At 48.7% G+C, this 14,695-nt stretch carries 10 protein-coding genes and 1 pseudogene; 5 read left to right on the top strand and 6 right to left on the bottom strand.

The window, feature by feature from the left end:
- Positions 1 to 51: 51 nt before the first annotated feature.
- The 4 genes from gpmI to eno all read right to left on the bottom strand — a co-directional run bounded on the left by gpmI (position 52) and on the right by eno (position 3,958).
- Positions 52 to 1,629 carry a 2,3-bisphosphoglycerate-independent phosphoglycerate mutase gene (gene gpmI / locus LN737_RS02365; RefSeq protein WP_405515892.1) on the bottom strand — a complete coding sequence of 526 codons (1,578 nt, stop codon included), beginning with the start codon at positions 1,627 to 1,629 and terminating at the stop codon, positions 52 to 54.
- A 72-nt stretch (positions 1,630 to 1,701) separates the two neighbouring features.
- Positions 1,702 to 2,217 carry a low molecular weight protein-tyrosine-phosphatase gene (locus tag LN737_RS02360; protein WP_405515891.1) on the bottom strand — a complete coding sequence of 172 codons (516 nt, stop codon included), beginning with the start codon at positions 2,215 to 2,217 and terminating at the stop codon, positions 1,702 to 1,704.
- 63 nt (positions 2,218 to 2,280) lie between these two features.
- Positions 2,281 to 2,592, bottom strand: a complete 312-nt coding sequence (locus tag LN737_RS02355; protein ID WP_405515889.1) for a septum formation initiator family protein — start codon at positions 2,590 to 2,592, stop codon at positions 2,281 to 2,283.
- Between the two features lie 85 nt (positions 2,593 to 2,677).
- Complete coding sequence (eno, locus tag LN737_RS02350; RefSeq protein WP_405515887.1) at positions 2,678 to 3,958, bottom strand: phosphopyruvate hydratase; 1,281 nt, start codon at positions 3,956 to 3,958, stop codon at positions 2,678 to 2,680.
- A gap of 254 nt (positions 3,959 to 4,212) precedes the next feature.
- Between eno and LN737_RS02345 the strand changes: the two genes are divergently transcribed.
- Both LN737_RS02345 and recA read left to right on the top strand, forming a co-directional pair.
- Complete coding sequence (locus LN737_RS02345) at positions 4,213 to 4,719, top strand: hypothetical protein (RefSeq protein ID WP_405515885.1); 507 nt, start codon at positions 4,213 to 4,215, stop codon at positions 4,717 to 4,719.
- A gap of 176 nt (positions 4,720 to 4,895) precedes the next feature.
- Positions 4,896 to 5,990, top strand: a complete 1,095-nt coding sequence (gene recA, locus LN737_RS02340) for a recombinase RecA (RefSeq protein ID WP_405515883.1) — start codon at positions 4,896 to 4,898, stop codon at positions 5,988 to 5,990.
- A 179-nt stretch (positions 5,991 to 6,169) separates the two neighbouring features.
- Here recA and LN737_RS02335 read toward each other — a convergent pair whose 3' ends face one another.
- Together LN737_RS02335 and LN737_RS02330 are read right to left on the bottom strand one after the other, a co-directional pair.
- On the bottom strand, positions 6,170 to 7,456 hold the full coding sequence (locus LN737_RS02335) for a citrate synthase (protein ID WP_405515881.1): 1,287 nt from the start codon (positions 7,454 to 7,456) through the stop codon (positions 6,170 to 6,172).
- 221 nt (positions 7,457 to 7,677) lie between these two features.
- Positions 7,678 to 8,975: pseudogene (locus LN737_RS02330) on the bottom strand (amidohydrolase family protein).
- 129 nt (positions 8,976 to 9,104) lie between these two features.
- On the opposite strand from LN737_RS02330, the gene LN737_RS02325 reads away from it, so the two are divergent.
- From LN737_RS02325 to LN737_RS02315, 3 genes are all read left to right on the top strand, one after another.
- The gene (locus LN737_RS02325; protein ID WP_405515879.1) at positions 9,105 to 12,287 is read left to right on the top strand and encodes a cyclic nucleotide-binding domain-containing protein; all 3,183 of its coding nucleotides are present in this window, start codon (positions 9,105 to 9,107) and stop codon (positions 12,285 to 12,287) included.
- Entirely contained in the window at positions 12,284 to 13,669 is a 1,386-nt protein-coding gene (locus LN737_RS02320) for an ATP-binding protein (RefSeq protein WP_405515877.1), read from the top strand. The genes LN737_RS02325 and LN737_RS02320 overlap by 4 nt, the downstream gene beginning before the upstream one ends.
- 324 nt (positions 13,670 to 13,993) lie before the next feature.
- Positions 13,994 to 14,536: a hypothetical protein gene (locus LN737_RS02315; protein WP_405515875.1), complete on the top strand. Its 543-nt coding sequence runs from the start codon at positions 13,994 to 13,996 to the stop codon at positions 14,534 to 14,536.
- The last annotated feature ends 159 nt before the right edge of the window (positions 14,537 to 14,695 follow it).

Raw genomic sequence — 14,695 nt, 5'->3', positions numbered from 1 at the left:
AGCCGCACCTAATTGAGCAGGTGCGGCTTTTATTGGCGATCGCCAATTAGGCTATTCTTTGATCAGGCTTACGCCCCCCATGACAGCCGGTTGCGGAATACCCATGAGTTGCAGAATGGTAGGCGCAATGTCGGCAAGTTTCCCATCTTTCAATTCGGGATGGTAATCTTTATCCACCAGAATACAGGGCACCAGGTTAATGGTATGCGCTGTATTGGGCGTACCGTCGTCATTAACCATATACTCGGCATTGCCATGATCGGCGATGATGATCGTTGTATAGCCGTGCTCCAGAGCCGTTTCCGTGACAGCTTTTGCGCAGGCATCCGCTGTTTCGGCCGCTTTTACCACAGCCTCAAATACGCCTGTGTGACCTACCATGTCGGTATTGGCAAAATTCAGGCAAATGAAATCAGCCTCTTCTTTTTCCAGTTCAGGAATAATAGCGTTCCGAATATCGTAGGCCGCCATTTCGGGAATCTGGTCGTAGGTTTTAACCGGTATGGTTATTTCTACACCGCGGTCATCGCGGATAACCATTTCTTTTGGAGACGGACAAAGCAGCCGTTTTTCACCGGGAAACGGCTCTTCGCGGCCGCCGGAGAAAAAGAACGTAACGTGCGGATATTTCTCTGTCTCGGCAATCCGGATCTGCTTTCGACCTACACTAGCGACCACTTCGCCCAGCGTTTTTTCCAGATTATCTTTATCGAAAATAACCTTAACGCCGACAAACTCGCTATCGTAGTTTGTCATGGTAATGTAATCCAGCGCCAGTTTTTTCATGCCCTGCTCCGGAAAATCCTTCTGCGTCAGGGCCTGCGTGATTTCGCGGCCACGGTCGGTTCGGAAATTAAAACAAAGCACTACGTCGCCTTCCTCAATTACGGCCACTGGCGAACCATCGGCTTTAGCCACGATAATTGGCTTGATGAATTCATCGGTCACATCCGCGTCATAGGATTCCTGTAAGGCTTTCGTTACATCTGCTGGTGCTATTTTAGTGCCTATACCGTTAACCATAGCGTCGTAGGCGATTTTCACCCGCTCCCAGCGATTGTCGCGGTCCATGGCATAATAACGCCCGATAACACTGGCGATCTGCCCGGTTGTCTCAGCCATGTGCGCCTGAACCTCGCTGATGTAGCCAATGCCCCCCTTCGGATCGGTATCGCGTCCATCGGTAAAGGCATGAACAAATACGTTGGTCAGTTCGTGAGCGTGCGCTATGGATAGCAATCCTTTGAGGTGGTCGATATGAGCATGAACGCCACCATCGGAAACGAGCCCAATGAAATGAACCTTTCTGCCGCTGGTTTTGGCGTAATTCAGCGCATCGACCAGAACGGGCTCCTTGTCGAGGGTATGTTCTTCAACTGCCTTATTAACCTTCACTAAATCCTGATACACAACCCGACCTGCGCCAAGGTTCATATGACCTACTTCAGAATTGCCCATTTGACCGGCGGGCAGCCCAACCGCCAATCCCGATGCTTCGAGCCTACTGTTTGGGTATTTAGGATATAGGGAGTTTATAAAGGGCGTGTGCGCTGCTTCAATAGCCGAAACTTCGGGCTTCAGCGGAATACCCCAACCATCGAGAATGATGAGAATGACTTTCTTATTCATAGGTTCAAATTGTGAATGAGTGAATGAGCGAATGAGTGATTGAGTGAATGAGCCAAATCAGGCGTTTTTTATTCAATCACTTATTCGCTCATTCACAATTTGAAGTTTATGCTGTTGCACTAAATAGGTTAATAATTGGCGGCAGCAACGTACTGTAATCTGATAAACCTCTTCAAAAACGTCGGGGCCTTCGTAATACGGGTCTGGTACGTCGGGTTCGTCGCTAACATCGGGATCAAATTCCCGTAGCAGAAAAATCGTGTCGTTCGTGTAAAGACCTGTGCTACGGTAGTTGAGTTTTTCAAGCGCTTCAAGGTTTTTTTCGTCCATCGCCACGAAGTAATCGAACAAGGCCAGATCTTCCCCGATCAGGCGCCGGGCACGATGCGTAAGCGTAAGGCCATGTTCCAGTGCATTTTCGCGGGTACGTCGGTCGGGCAGGCTGCCAATGTGGTAAGACGATGTCCCGGCTGAGTCGCAACTGATCTGTTTATCGAATCCGGCTTCAGCCACCAACTGTCTAAAAACGCCCTCCGCCACCGGTGAACGGCAGATGTTACCCAAGCAAACGAAGAGAACAGAGATCATAATGATGAATGCTGAATAATGAGTGATCTTGATAAATCATTATTCAGCATTTATAATTCATAATTACTTTTCCAACGGTTCATTGTGTTCATCCACGATGACAAAAACGTCTTCTTCGGGGCGTTTCATCAAATACTTTTCCCGGGCAAACTTTTCGCGAAGCTGATCATTACCCAGTACTTCCTTCCGCTCCGTTTGCACAGCTTTAATTCGTTCCTGATAGTATTTGGCTTTTCCATCCAGCTCATGCAGCTTCCACCAGTTCCGAATTTGAGTGGGCAGATCGTTTGCGTCAAAAAACGTCATCCAGATCAACAGGCCCAAGCCTGAAGCGACGTAGAAGTTCCGACCGTACTGGAGCAGCTTTTGTAGCATGATGATGAATGATGAATGATAAATGATGAGTGATGAATGACCCTGATAAACCATTCATCACTCATCTTTTATCATTCATCATTAGTTAAAACTTTAGTCCTGGGAAATAAGCCGTTTCGCCCAACTCCTCCTCAATACGGAGCAACTGGTTGTATTTCGCCATCCGGTCAGAGCGCGAAGCCGAACCCGTCTTGATTTGGCCGGTGTTGAGCGCTACGGCCAGATCAGCAATGGTGGCATCTTCGGTTTCGCCCGAACGGTGCGACATGATGTTTTTGTAGGAATTCCGTTTTGCCAGATTTACCGTGTCGATGGTTTCGGTCAGCGAGCCAATCTGGTTTACTTTCACCAGAATAGCGTTGGCAATGCCTTTATCGATCCCTTCCTGAAGACGCGTTACGTTGGTTACGAACAGGTCATCCCCAACTAGCTGCGTTTTATTGTCTTTCAACAGGTCGGTTTGTGCTTTCCAGCCATCCCAGTCATCTTCGGCCATCCCATCTTCAATCGACAGAATTGGGTATTTGCCCACCCATTCTTTCCAGAAACCTGCCATTTCCGATGAGGTCAGTTTGTCGCCGGTTGATTTTTTGAAGTGATACACACCGGTTTCGGCATCATAAAACTCCGATGAAGCGGCATCCATTGCAATCCAGACGTCTTCGCCCGGACGGTAGCCTGCTTTCTCAATAGCCTGAATAATGGTTTGAATGGCCTCGTCGTTCGATTTAATGTTAGGAGCAAAACCACCTTCGTCGCCTACGTTGGTCGCTAAGCCCATTTTTTTCAGTACGCCTTTGAGCGTATGGAAAATCTCGGTGCCCATCCGGAGTGCTTCTGAAAAGCTTGACGCGTTGGCGGGCATAACCATAAATTCCTGAAAATCGATAGAGTTATCGGCATGTGAACCACCGTTCAGGATGTTCATCATCGGCACGGGCAACGTATTGGCATTCACACCACCGATGTACCGATAAAGGGGTAAACCGGCTTCCTGAGCGGCTGCTTTCGCAACGGCCAGCGATACGCCCAGAATGGCATTCGCCCCTAATTTGCCTTTATTAGACGTCCCGTCTAGCTCCAGCATAATTTTATCAATCATGCTTTGCTCGAAGATCGAAATGCCAACTAGTTCCGGGAAAATCAATTCGTTAACATTCGAAACGGCTTTCAGGACGCCCTTGCCCATATACACCTTTTTGTCGTCATCGCGGAGTTCGACCGCTTCGTGGGTGCCTGTCGATGCGCCCGAGGGAACGGCCGCCCGGCCCAGAAAACCAGTTTCAGTGCGAACGTCTACTTCGACGGTTGGGTTGCCCCAAGAATCCAGAATTTGCCGGGCATGAATGCTTTGGATGGTACTCATTGGAGAGAATAAAAAGGATTGATAACAAACGATTCTATTTTGTGGGTTTGACTACCAAGCAATTAGGCAAAGCAGCTAACCAGCCGCAAAGTAACAAAATACAGGGCAAAACTTTTAGAGGAGCGACGGAAAAGACGACAGGCAAGTGCGTGACCAGCCCAATAATTTAATGTCAATAAAGACCTGAAACAGAAGTTATCAGAAAATGTTGTCTATTTGTGTGCTTTTACAACGCCACCAAACCACTATAATTTATGCGAGGTCTATTATATTTTCTGCTGTTTTTGTTGATCGTTTTTGGCGCACTCTACGCGCTGACAGGCTGGAGCTATAGTGATGGCGAACGGGCGGGAACTGTTTCCAAGTTTAGTCGCCGGGGGTTCGTCTTTAAAACCTATGAAGGCGTATTGAATGTAGGCGGCTTTTCGGGTGAGACGGGTTCATTAACACCCCAGTATTTCGATTTTTCAGTAAGCGATGAAGCCGTGGCAGCCCAGGTAACGCAGGCCGTTAAGACGGGCCAGCGGGTAACCCTGCACTACGAAGAAAAGATTTTGAAATTCCCTTGGAACGGCGAGACGAAATACTATATCACGGGCGTCGAATTCGTTGGACCGCCGGTACGTCCCTATGGCGATTCGTCGGCCTATCCAGGCTATCAGCCGGGTCAAACTCAGCCTGCTCAGCCGCAACAGACACAGCCGCAAAGCCAGCAGCCAGCACCGGCTCAGCAGCCCGCATCCGCCGATTCGACACTGTAAATAAGAAAGGATTCGATTCTTTAGTAAACGATTGATAGTCAGGGTATTTTTTGGGTGATTTTAATCGGTTGCCAACAAGAAGAAGATAACCTGCAAATGCCCCAACTATTTTCAAAAACCCTTTGGTAATCTGCCCATTTTTGGGTAATTTTATCTGTTTAAACAACCATCCTAACATGGCAAAATCAGATACGGCGCAAGCCACAGCATCTGCTAATGACAGTAAATTAAAAGCCCTTCAAACGACCATCGAGAAACTTGACAAAGCGTTCGGTAAAGGCACAGTAATGCGCCTGAGCGAAAGCAAAGTTGTTGATGTTCCGGTTATTTCGACCGGCTCGCTGGGTTTGGATTTAGCCCTCGGTATCGGTGGCGTACCCCGTGGTCGTATTGTTGAAATCTACGGCCCTGAATCATCCGGTAAAACCACGCTGACGATGCACTGCATCGCTGAAGCGCAGAAAAATGGCGGACTGGCCGCTTTCATAGATGCCAAGCACGCCTTCGACCGGGTTTATGCCGAAAAGCTGGGTATCGATACCAAAAACCTGCTGATCTCGCAGCCTGACAATGGAGAACAGGCTCTCGAAATTGCCGAACACCTGATTAGCTCGGGTGCTATTGATATCATTGTTATTGACTCAGTAGCCGCACTGGTCCCAAAAGCCGAAATTGAAGGCGAAATGGGTGAGAGCAAAATGGGTCTGCAGGCTCGTCTGATGTCGCAGGCACTACGGAAACTGACCGGTACAATCAACAAAACGGGTTGCTGCTGCATTTTCATCAACCAGTTACGGGAGAAAATCGGGGTTATGTTCGGTAATCCTGAAACAACAACGGGTGGTAATGCCCTGAAGTTCTATTCGTCGGTTCGTCTGGACATTCGCCGTATTGGCCAGATTAAAGAAGGTGCCGACAACGTAGTAGGTAACCGTACGAAGGTGAAAGTGGTTAAGAACAAATTGGCCGCTCCTTTCAAAGTTGTTGAGTTCGACATTATGTACGGTCAAGGTATATCGAAAGTTGGTGAAATACTCGACCTGGCTGTTGAAATGGAGATTGTCAAGAAATCAGGTTCCTGGTTCTCGTATGGCACCAGCCGTCTGGCACAGGGCCGTGATGCCGTTAAGGAATTACTTCTCGATAATCCTGAACTGATGGCTGAGCTTGAAGGTAAAATTCGGGCTAAGATTGCTGAAGATGATGACGCTCTGCTTGATCCTGTTCTAGAAGGCACCGAAGCCGACGATGAAGGCTTGCTGGACGATTAATTCATTTTTGTAGTAACGAATCTCGAGATTCGGCTGTATGAAAAAAGGGTAGCTGGTTATTAATCAGTTACCCTTTTTTTATGTATGTATGTACGTCCTGGGGATTTAGCGAAGCACTGGCTTCAACTGAGATCAGTAGTTAGCTATTTCTCAGCCGAAGCTTCGGTGCTACGTTCAATCTATCTGTTTTCGAGCGAGATAAATTCCCGCAACGTAGCGCCTGTATAGATCTGACGGGGGCGGCCGATGGGCTCTTTTTGTTCACGCATTTCTTTCCATTGCGCAATCCAGCCCGGCAGACGGCCAATGGCAAACATGACCGTGAACATATTGGTTGGAATGCCAAGCGCCCGATAAATAATACCCGAATAGAAATCAACGTTCGGGTACAGTTTGCGCTGAATGAAATAGTCATCATGCAGGGCAGCTTCTTCCAGTCCTTTTGCGATCTCCAGAACAGGGTCGTTGACGCCCAGCTTACTCAGTACGTCGTCAGCGGCTTTCTTGATGATTTTGGCGCGAGGGTCAAAGTTTTTGTAAACACGGTGCCCAAAACCGAATAGCCGGAAACCGGTGGTTTTGGCATTTTTAGCCATGTCTACGTATTTCGATACGTCGCCACCATCAGCTTTGATGGCCTCAAGCATCTCGATTACCTCCTGGTTGGCGCCACCGTGGAGCGGACCCCACAATGCGCTGATTCCGGCAGAAATCGAGGAATAAATATTTGCCTGTGATGAACCTACGAGCCGAACCGTAGAGGTTGAACAGTTTTGCTCATGGTCAGCGTGAAGAATCAGCAATACGTTCAAGGCTTCGACAACAACCGGATCAACTTTATAGTCCTCAACCGGTAGCGAGAACATCATATTCAGGAAGTTCGGAATGTAATCGAGCTGGTTTTTGGGGTAATTCATGGGATGGCCCAACGCCCGCTTGTAAGACCACGTAGCAATCGTTGGTAATTTGGCCAGTAACCGAATGATGTGTAAGTCCGTTTTGTCCTCTTCCTTACCACTTTCCAGATCAGGATAAAAAGCACTCATGGCGCTTACCAACGAAGCCAGAACCCCCATTGGGTGCGCTTTCACCGGAAAACCGTCAAAGATTTTCCGCATGTCTTCGTTGACCAATGTATGCCGCCGAATCGACGTTTCGAACTTCGCATACTCATCTTTGGTAGGTAACTCGCCGTAAATAAGCAGATAAGCGACTTCCAGAAACGATGCTTTTGCCGCCAGGTCTTCAATCGCGTAACCGCGATATTGCAGGATGCCCTGTTCACCATCTAAGAATGTAATGGCGCTTTTGGTGGCACCGGTATTTTTATAACCCCGGTCTAACGTAACGTAGCCGGTCTGATCACGAAGATTCGAGATGTCGAAGGCTTTTTCATGTTCAGTTCCCTCCAAAGTCGGGAATGAATAGGACTTACCATCGACCGTTAATTCAGCGGTATTAGCCATAAAAACAGGGTATATTTAATCAGGGGTAATGAATTAGGGTCAAGCGGGTTGTTCTGCTGAACAGAAATCGTCGCGCTTCCATACGGACGAGTCCACCGCACCGGCGAACCGGCCGGGCGAAATTAGCCCAAAAATCCAAACGACGAATGAAATTGTTGTAAAAAAGGCGTATTACGGTTTTATTAACATGTGAAGGAAAGATTGTACAGTAAATTTTTGCGTTAACGCTTATAAAAAATCCCGCCTTTCATAACGATTCGAACCCGTTGCAAATCAGCTATAGTCTTACCCGGATCGCCGTCTACAGCTACCAGATCAGCGAGTAAACCCGGCCGGATACGCCCGCGGTCGCTTAAGTGAAATACGTCTGCATTAACAGAGGTAGCCGACCGCAACACATCAATGGGCTTCATGCCGTAATCGACCATCATAACCAGTTCGCGAGCGTTATCACCATGGGTAAACACGCCTACATCACCTCCGGCACAGATGATTACACCAGCGTCGAGCGCTTGTTTAAACGTTATCCGTTTTTGCTTTAAGCGTTCTGGTTCAGGATCTGTTCCTTTTTCCAGCCACGGTACTGGCTAACAGCATCCCCAGCCGCTAAGGTCGGACAGAGAGCTGTACCGTATTGCTTCATCAGTGCGAATATCTCAGGCGTACCGGCATCGCCATGTTCAACCGTCTCGCAACCGCCCAGAATAGCGCGTCGCATTCCCTCAGCCGTACTGGCATGGGCCACTACAGCCCGGCCACTGCTTTTGGCTACCTCCACAATTAGCTTAATCTCCTCGATGGTGTAAGTCGGACGCGCTTCGGCCATCAGTCCCCAACGATAATCTGCATAGATTTTTATGGCATCCGCTCCCTTGCCAATTTGCCGACGTACCGCTTTAATTAACGCATCCTGCCCATCGGCTTCTTCCGCTCCCTGCGGAATATCAATATCCGCGCTAAATCCTTTGGGAGCGTAACTGCCCGTTGCAATGAGCGCACGCGTCACGATCACCATGCGGGGACCGGGTATAACGCCTTGATTGATAGCCTGTTTAAGACCAACATCATCGTAATCAGCGCCTTCCGTACCCAGATCGCGCACGGTCGTAAAGCCAGCCATCAATGTTTTCTGGGCATGAACCGTGGCTCTGGCCACACGTAATGAGCGCGCTTCTTTCAGAACCTGATCGTCCCAGGGCGTCTCGTTATACGGATGCAGCAGCAAATGCGAATGGCCCTCAATCAATCCAGGCATTAACGTTGTTCCTTTAAGATCGACGATTTCAGCGCCATCGGCTGCCACACCGTTTGCCGGGCCGACTGCGTCTATTTTATCGCCTTTTACACGTACCGCCCAGTTCTCATGAAAGGTCTCCCCATCAAAAACACGGTCTGGTCGGAGTATATAGGTACCCGGTAAGCTGCTGGTTGATTGGCCCGTCTTAGTAGCCTGAGAAAATAGTTGGATATAAGGTTGAACCCATAGTACGCATACTAAAATTAATCTACCCAAAGTCATTGCCATCAGCGTTAATTCATAAACGTTATTGAAGATAGTCGAATTATGGAGCATATTACGCAGGAAGTAGTCATCTTCTGAATTATCGGTGCTTATATTTGACAGTAAATCGTGTTGCGAAACCTGCTTATGATCGTTGATGCAGACTCTACGTATCAATCGCCTTCTCAACCGCAACGATGGCATCGGGCGTTAGGCATCCGACCGGAGGAAGGGAGAACGGTACGTTTATTCTTTATTCATAACTTTTTGCTGGGCATTGGTACTATCCTCATTTATGTAGCAGCCAATGCCATTCTGCTTGAAAATAACCCCGAAACCAGCTTACCCGTTGCCTACATAGCATCGGCTGTGGGTATGATATGCGTGGGTCGGCTGTATGCATATTTTGAGCATCATTTAGGATTACAGACGCTGGCCATACGGGTTCTGTTAACGGCGGTTGTGATGACCGTAGTGGTGGCTATTCTGGTACTGGTTGGCCATTCCGTAGCGGCTGCGGTGGCGATCATGACCGGCTACCGAATCATCTACCTACTCACGAATCTCGAATTCTGGGGTGTTTCGGCGGTGGTTTTCGATACGCGGCAGAGCAAGCGATTGTTTAGCGTAATTAGTTCCGGCGACATGCCAGCCAAGGCGTTGGGCGCGATTCTGGCCGCTCTGGTTCACGCACACGACGACGTAATACGCCTGCTGATGGTAGCTTTCGGGACGTTTCTGGCCGCTCTGTACGTCCTACACCTGACCATTCAATCGCACGATGTACATGCTCCCCACCGCTCCGACCGGGCTATTGGCCGCGAACCGTCGCGGTTGATCGGTAAGCGATTTGGTGGGAGCGAACTGATTTTTTATATGTGCCTGAGTCTGGCCCTATTAGCCGCTGTAGGGACTGAAATCGAGTACAATTTTTTCATCAACGTAAAGCATCGCTTTCATAATCAGACCGACGTTATCCGGTATGTCAGCTACGTACTGGCCTTGACTTATGGAGTGGCCATGCTGGTTAAGCTCCTGATGTCGCGCCAGGTACTCGACCGGTTTGGTATCCAGCCCTCGCTGGTTGTATTGCCCTGGGTTGCGCTGATTGGCCTGGCGGGATTAACGATTCTACATCTGGTTGCCACAACAGAAACTGTTTTGCTGATTTATTTCTGTGCGCTGTACCTTGTTTTCGAGGTAGCACGCCGGGCGCTGTTTGATCCTGTTTTTCTGGTATTATTTCAGCCGCTACTGCCTCCACAGCGGCTCAAGGGGCACACACTGGCAAAAGGACTGTATGAACCCATCGGCTTAGGCATTGCGGGCGTCTTGATCGCTTTGCTTCATGCAACTCTGGAGTCGGGTGTACCGCTGGTATGGATCGGACTAATGGCAGGAGCCATCTGGCTACTCCGTCATACCTATAAAAAATACCTGCTCGAACTAAATGATGCTATTGGCCGTCGGTTTCTGGAGCGTGATCAACTGGCCATGCCTGTAACTGCCCAGGCAAGTCTGGTTCGTCAGTTACAAAGTACTCGCACCGACGACGTACTGACCGCCATTGGCTGGCTCGACGCGCACAATCCGACAGAATTGGGGCAACAGATCCCATCGCTGTTGACCCATGCTGATGTGAGCGTTCGTCGCCGAACCCTGGCTGCGGCCGGACGAGTAAACCAGGCCCTGCCAGTACGTCAGCTGACTCATATTGCGCTGGCCGATGAGGAACCGTCACTCCGCCAGCAGGCTGCCTATTTACTAGGTAGACGGATAAACGTTGAAGCCGCTGAACTGGCTCCGCTCATTAACCACAGTGATCTGAACATTCGGCGAGGGGCCATTCAGGGCGTACTGGAATTAAATCCGCACGACAATGCTGCGCAGGCAAAACTGCGTCAGTTGGTTAATGATGCTAATCCAGCAAATCAGCAAATAGCCCTGAACCTGATCGGGACATTACGACTGAATGATTTTGCGACTCTGGTGAATCAGCGATTAACTAGTTCGGATAGTGGCGTCTCAAAAGCGGCCATTCTAGCCGCCGGCCGGTTATCGGATACAAGCCTGACGCAGTATTTATTAAGCAATATTGCCGACAAAAGCATCGGGCGGACCGTAACGCAGGCGCTGAAAGCGCGCGGGACAGAAATAATTCCAGCGTTGCGCAAGATGTGGCACACAACTACCGATCGGTTGGTTATGGAACGTATTGCAGCCATCAGCGGGGCTATCAACACTCCCGAAAGTCGGCAGTTGCTGAATGAAATGGCGCAGAATCCTGATCTGCTGGTTCGGAGTGCTGCTCTGCGGGCGTTACGCCACTTCAATAATGAACCAGCTGATGACCCTATGTTTCGGGCGCTGGTACACGAGGAAGTACGGTTTGCCCAGCGGCTTCTGCACGGTAGCCTGACCGATGCTGAGCTAACCGAAACCCTTGATTATGAGCTGTCGGTGCTGATTCAGCGGTTGTTCGATATATTGACTCAGCTGTATGACTCCGATACAATTGCCGGGGCCAGACTCGGCATCGGGCATCCGGCACGCGAACGCCGGGCCAATGCGCTCGAAATGCTGGATAATCTGATTCCCAGAGATACGTACCAGACGCTCCAGGTGTTGGTCGATGACCTGCCCCGGTCAGAAAAAGTGCGTATTCTTGACGACGAACTTGGTACGTTTGATGATCCTGAACCCATTCGGGCATTTATTCTACGACTGGGGGAAACCGCTTTTTCCGACTGGACAGTTAGCGTTGCACTGCGTGGCCTTCCTGCTCATGAAGCGAAGATGGCTCAACAGGCGTTAGCTGCTCAATTTACCACTTTATCACCCTTGCTCATGAGCCACCCATCCCATTCAACCGATCAAATTTCTGCGTATGACCGGGTACTACTACTGGCTCAAACCAGTTTGTTTTCCCAAACTCCTGAAAATGTACTGGCCAGTATTACGCCAATCATGAAAGAAGAAACGCATTCGGCAGGCGAATCGATCTTTCATAAAGGCGATCTTGGCACAGGTATGTACGTCATTTATACGGGCGAGGTGGCTATTCTGGATGGCAACACGGAACTGGCACGCTTTGGGCGCGGGGATTTTTTTGGCGAGCTGGCCTTGCTGGATACGGAAGCCCGTTCAGCCACGGCAGAAGCTGTTACGGATGTTCGGCTATTACGTATTGATCAGGATGATTTCTATGATTTGATGGAAGAACGGAGCGAAGTGTTACGTAGCATCGTCCGGAGTTTATCAGGGCGGATTCGGCGTCAGAATGAACTCATTGCCCGTCAGTCGAACCACGCTAATCAGGAAAAAGTATGAGCTGGTCAGATGGTGAATCGTATATAGCGATTTTAGTTTCTTTTTTCGTCATCCGCTACGTTCGAACGTTTCTGGAAACGGCTACCCGCCTGCCCGAGTGGGATAGGTATCTTCGGCAGGTATGGATCAGCGGTTTTATACTGATGGGTCTTGGTGAGGTATTTCCGCGGCCCTGGCTCATCTGGTTCCAACTGATTGTTATTCTTTCGATTGTATATACAGTCTGGCAACTGTATGATTTACGGCCGGCCCGAACCCTACTCTTTGCCATCGCGCCCTATGCGATCATCAGCGTTATCAGTAACCTGTTAAAGCCGCTGGCGCCTGGTTTTTATAAAGCCAGCCATACCTACTTCGATTCGGCCAGTACGTTCGCTTTTATCTGGTTAATCACCTTTATGGTGATTGCGTCGAACCAGAAAAAATCATTGGAAAAAATACGGCTTGAACGCGAAAAAGAAGCAGAAGAGCGACGTATCATAGAAGGCAAGAAAAATGAGCTAGAATACCTGGTTGCCGAGCGGACGGCCGAAATTACGCGTCAGAAAGAAGAACTGGAGCAGGCACTTACGGAGTTAAAAGCTACTCAGAACCAACTCATTCATAGCGAAAAGATGGCGTCGCTGGGTGAACTGACCGCTGGTATTGCTCATGAGATTCAAAATCCGCTCAATTTTGTCAACAACTTTGCGGAGGTGAGCATGGAACTGATTGATGAGCTGAACGATGAGCAGTCGAAACCCGCTCGTGATCTTGAACTGGAGGGTGAATTACTGATGGATTTGAAGCAGAATCTGGAGAAAATCCATCACCATGGCGGACGGGCTTCATCGATTGTGAAGGGAATGCTGCAACACTCCCGCGCCAGTACGGGTCAGCGCGAACCTACTGATATCAATGCCTTATGCGACGAGTATTTGCGTTTGGCGTATCATGGGCTGCGGGCTAAAGACAAGACCTTTAATGCGATTCTGAATACAGATTTTGATTCGTCTATTGGGCCTGTCAGTTTAGTACCACAGGACATCGGACGCGTATTGTTAAATCTGTTTACAAATGCGTTTTACGCGGTGCAGCAACGCCAAAAACAGCTGGGCCCGCCAGTCGATGGACAACCTCCTTATAAACCTACCGTTACGGTCAGTACACACTGTGTGGATAACCACGCTCAGGTTACGGTTAGCGATAACGGTACGGGCATTCCGGAGGAGGTGCTGCAAAAAATTTTTCAGCCCTTTTTTACCACCAAGCCTACTGGCGAGGGAACCGGTCTGGGGTTATCGTTAGCCTACGACATTGTGACAAAAGGGCATGGCGGCACAATGAGCGTAGAAAGCAGGGAAGGCGAAGGTGCGAAATTTACAATGACCATTCCGGCTTAGGCATTGCCAGAATTGGCCACCCTGACTTCGAATAGTGGCCTGAATCTTCCAAGGTACCGTAAAGCAGAGACCGTGTTCGTCATGAAAATACTCGTCGGGCAGCGAACTGTTCGTTTTATGCTATCCTAAACATCTGTTAATCAATAGATAATTGTTGATTTCTTGTTTTTTTTATTTACATTTCAGCTATAGATCGATTTCTTTTTTACCGGTCATTTTTAGTCTTTTTGTGGGGTTGGATGTGTTTTTTGATGACAAAAAATGCAGGTAAGAGAGCTATAAGTGCCCAAGACTTATCTTTTTTACCCTTAACTGACCACCAACATGCCACGACTAAAACTCAATCTTACCAGTGCTGATCTGGAACACATGCTTTCCAAAAAAGCTGGTATATTTTCGGAAGAATTAATTCAGAATACGCTGAAAGCAAACGTAAAGGCAGACGAACAGGAAGTGCCCGTTGCTGAATCACTGGCTGGTTTGGAGAAGAATTTCAGGGAATTTGCTAAAAAAAGCGAGTTCGATGATATCCTGAATACAGGCCTGTACATTCGCATCAAGGATTTGCGGGAAAAATTGGATGAATTTGAAGCTGAGAAGGATAGCGAAGGAAATGGGTTGTCTCACGTATACGTTGCTTTTGGCCTGCGAAAAGCAAAAAAAGACGCCCAAGGGAAAGATGCTGACTGGAACTGCCTTCACTTAATTTTTCAGGGAGCTAATCCTGTTGCCGAATTCGACCCTGCCGCTCAGATCGGGAAAGTCGCCAGTAGAGTATCTAAGCATCAATACTCTACCTACGATGGTGATGAGGTAAATTACATAGGTCCCAAACCGGGATGCCCTCCGTTTGGCGCTACAAAGTAGTATAGCAAAATGAGGCTGATCGATCTTGCTACTTACCTGGTCTACCTGGCCACCTATGTAGTTATATGCCCCATTTTAGTAGGTATCTACTTTTTTGCCTACCAGTCTAAAGCACTAAAAATACTGTGTATCGGGCTCTTAGTAGTCCTGTTTTTTGAC

This window comes from Spirosoma sp. KNUC1025, from assembly GCF_045160025.1.
Classification (GTDB): Bacteria; Bacteroidota; Bacteroidia; order Cytophagales; family Spirosomataceae; genus Spirosoma.
This window is presented reverse-complemented; position numbering and strand designations above follow the sequence as displayed.

Bases quoted from the DNA above. Each gene is read 5' to 3' on its own strand.
- LN737_RS02315 (WP_405515875.1), top strand. From the start codon at position 13,994: ATGCCACGACTAAAACTCAATCTTACCAGTGCTGATCTGGAACACATG.
- gpmI (WP_405515892.1), bottom strand. From the start codon at position 1,629: ATGAATAAGAAAGTCATTCTCATCATTCTCGATGGTTGGGGTATTCCG.
- LN737_RS02320 (WP_405515877.1), top strand. From the start codon at position 12,284: ATGAGCTGGTCAGATGGTGAATCGTATATAGCGATTTTAGTTTCTTTT.
- eno (WP_405515887.1), bottom strand. From the start codon at position 3,958: ATGAGTACCATCCAAAGCATTCATGCCCGGCAAATTCTGGATTCTTGG.
- LN737_RS02345 (WP_405515885.1), top strand. From the start codon at position 4,213: ATGCGAGGTCTATTATATTTTCTGCTGTTTTTGTTGATCGTTTTTGGC.
- LN737_RS02325 (WP_405515879.1), top strand. From the start codon at position 9,105: ATGATCGTTGATGCAGACTCTACGTATCAATCGCCTTCTCAACCGCAA.
- LN737_RS02335 (WP_405515881.1), bottom strand. From the start codon at position 7,456: ATGGCTAATACCGCTGAATTAACGGTCGATGGTAAGTCCTATTCATTC.
- recA (WP_405515883.1), top strand. From the start codon at position 4,896: ATGGCAAAATCAGATACGGCGCAAGCCACAGCATCTGCTAATGACAGT.
- LN737_RS02355 (WP_405515889.1), bottom strand. From the start codon at position 2,592: ATGCTACAAAAGCTGCTCCAGTACGGTCGGAACTTCTACGTCGCTTCA.
- LN737_RS02360 (WP_405515891.1), bottom strand. From the start codon at position 2,217: ATGATCTCTGTTCTCTTCGTTTGCTTGGGTAACATCTGCCGTTCACCG.